This window comes from Streptacidiphilus pinicola (assembly GCF_003258295.1).
Classification (GTDB): Bacteria; Actinomycetota; Actinomycetes; order Streptomycetales; family Streptomycetaceae; genus Streptacidiphilus; species Streptacidiphilus pinicola.
On the sequence record NZ_QKYN01000271.1, the window covers coordinates 1 to 2,825 of the forward strand.

Below are 2,825 nucleotides of genomic sequence, written 5' to 3' on the forward strand. Positions count from 1 at the left end.
CCAGCGCGCCCAGCAGCGCGGCGACGTGCCGGCACACCGCGCCGTTCGGGCCACCCGTCCGGCCACAGGCGCAGTCCAAGGTGAGCTCCGTAGCGCGCGCGGGCAGCAGCGGCAGGCCGGCCCGGGCCAGCAGTGCGTCCACGTCCGGCGGCAGCTCGTCGGCGAGCAGGCGGTGGCGCACCGGTCCGAGCGCCTCCTCGGCGCGGCCCCACTGCTCGGCGTCGAAGACGGTGAGATCCGCCCACACGTCCACCCCGCCGACCCGGGCCCGCGCGGAGCCCGGTGCTACGGACACCTCCCGCACCTGGGCCGAGCCGCCCGCCTCGCGCATCTGGTCGATGAAGAGGCCGATGCCCAGCGACTCCAGCCGGGCGAGGAAACGCTCCGACCACGGTGGCACGCTCACAGCTCGCTCACCGCCTCCTCCGCCAGGGAGAGCACCTCCGCCAGCGCGTCGGGGCCCAGCGCCGTCAGCACCTCCAGCACACCGGCGTCGGCCGACAGGCCCTCGCCGATCACCGCGTCGGCCAGCGCGCGCTTGGCGGTCAGCAGCTCGTCGACCCGCTCCTCCACCGTGCCGACGCAGACCAGCCGCCGCACCTGGACGTCGCGGCGCTGCCCGATCCGGAAGGCGCGGTCGGTGGCCTGCTCCTCGACCGCCGGGTTCCACCAACGGTCCAGGTGCACCACCTGGTTGGCGGCGGTCAGGTTCAGGCCGGTGCCGCCCGCCTTGAGCGAGAGCAGGAAGACGGACGGCTCCGCGTCCTCCTGGAAGCCGTCGACCATGGCCCGCCGCTCCGGCTCCGGCACGCCCCCGTGCAGGAACCGGACCCTGCAGCCCAGGCGCCGCCGCAGATACGGCTGGAGCAGCTTGCCGAACTGCGCGTACTGGGTGAAGCAGAGCGTGCTGTCGCCCTCGGCCAGCGCCTCCTCCAGGATCTCCTCGATCAGCGCCAGCTTGCCGGAGCGGCCCGCGAGGCGCACCGCGCCGCCGCGCGCGCCCTCGCCGGTGTACAGCGCCGGGTGGTCGCAGATCTGTTTCAGCCGCGTGAGCGCGGCCAGCACCGAGCCGCGCCGCTCCAGGTCGCGGGTGTAGCCGAAGCCCTTGATGCGCTGCAGCAGCCGGGCCACGACGGCGCGGTAGAGCGCAGCCTGTTCCACCGTCAGGTTGCACAGCACCGTCATCTCCTGCTTGCGCGGCAGCTCCGCCGCGATCGCCGGGTCGGTCTTGACCCGACGCAGCACGAACGGCTCGGTGCGGCGGCGCAGCAGGGCCGTCGCGCGCACGCTGGCATTGCGCTCGATGGCGACGGAGTAGCGCTCCTTGAACTGCTCGGCCGTGCCGAACAGGCCCGGGTTCGCGAAGTCGAGCAGCGAGTGCAGGTCGGCCAACCGGTTCTCGACCGGCGTCCCCGTCAACGCGATCCGGTGCGCGGCGGGCAGGGCCCGCACCGCCCGGGACTGCAGCGTCGCGGCGTTCTTGAGGTGCTGCGCCTCGTCCGCGACGACGCGATGCCACGGCACCGCGCGCAGCGCGATGAAGTCCCTTGCCGCCAGCCCGTACGTCGTGAGCACGACGTCGGCGCCGAGCGCCGCCTCCCGCACCCGCGCGGCCCCGCCGCGCCGCGCGCCGTGGTGGACGTGCACGCGCAGCGCGGGCGCGAAGCGCGCACACTCACGCTCCCAGTTGCCCAGCAGCGACATCGGGACGACGACGAGCGTAGGCGCGCCGGGCGCCGCCGCCGAGGCGTACTCGGCGGCGAGCAGGGCCAGGGTCTGCACGGTCTTCCCGAGGCCCATGTCGTCGGCGAGCACGCCGCCGAGGCCCAGCCGGGCGAGCTGCGCCAACCAGGCCACGCCGTCGTGCTGGTAGGGACGCAGCTCGGCGGTGAAGCCGTCCGGCAGCGCGACCGGCTCGGGGGATTCGGGGACACTGGCGTCGGAATCGGAGAGCCGGGCGATGAGCTCGCGCAGGCCGCCCTCCACCTCGACGGCAAGCACCGGCAGCCCGGCCGGCTCGCGCGCGTCCAGCATCAGGCCGAGCACCTCGGAGACCGCCATCTCCCCGGAGCCCTCGCGGGAGAGGAAAGCCGCGGCGGCGGCGAGCCGTTCGGAATCGGCCACCACCCAGCGGCCGCGCAACTGGACCAGCGTGTCCTTGGCCGCCGTGAGCAGCGCCAACTCCTCGGCGGTCAGCGGCTCGCCGCCCAGCGCGAGCTGCCACTGGAAGGCCAGCAGCTCGTCCCGCCCGACGGTGCTCTCCTGCTTGACGACGCCCGCCTGCGCGGGGGCGGCCGCCAACAGCAGCCCGAGCGAGGGCGGTTCCCGCCACCAGGACGGCAGCAGCACCTCGAAGCCCGCCTCGGCCAGCGCGGGCGCGGCGTCGCGCAGGAACGCGAGCGCCTCGGCCCGGCCGAGCCACCGCCCCTGCGGGCGTGCCTCCTGTGCCAGCTCCGCGACGAGTGGATGCGACCGCGCGGCCCGGCGCAGCTCCAGCACGAACGCGCCCTCCGGCGCGGGCACCGACTCCGCCAGCACCTCGGCGCCTGCGCGCCCGGCCCACAGATCCTCGGCGGTGACGACGTAGGAGGGCTCATCGGCGGGGGAGAGCAGCAGCTCCAGCCACCAGCGGTCCTCGTCCTCCTCCCCGCCGGCGCCCTCGAGGTCTCCGGCGGCCGGGGACGAGCCGAGCGGCTCGACCAGGCGGAAACCCAGCCGCAGACGACCCCCTGACGCTCCCTCAGCGGGTGCCCGCCAGCGCCGCAGGCGCTCCGCGAGGCCCTGCCAGCGCTCCGCGCTGCCGGGCAGCGCGGAGCGCTGGCAGG

At 75.4% G+C, this 2,825-nt stretch carries 1 protein-coding gene and 1 pseudogene; both read right to left on the reverse strand.

Features of this window, described 5'->3' with window-relative positions; all coding sequences use genetic code 11:
• Positions 1–406 (reverse strand): annotated as a pseudogene (locus tag DN069_RS39040) (hypothetical protein); the annotation flags it as partial.
• Positions 403–2,825 (reverse strand): DEAD/DEAH box helicase (locus DN069_RS39045; protein WP_111507971.1); only part of this gene is annotated, 2,423 nt, incomplete at its 5' end. The gene DN069_RS39045 and the pseudogene DN069_RS39040, both read right to left, overlap by 4 nt.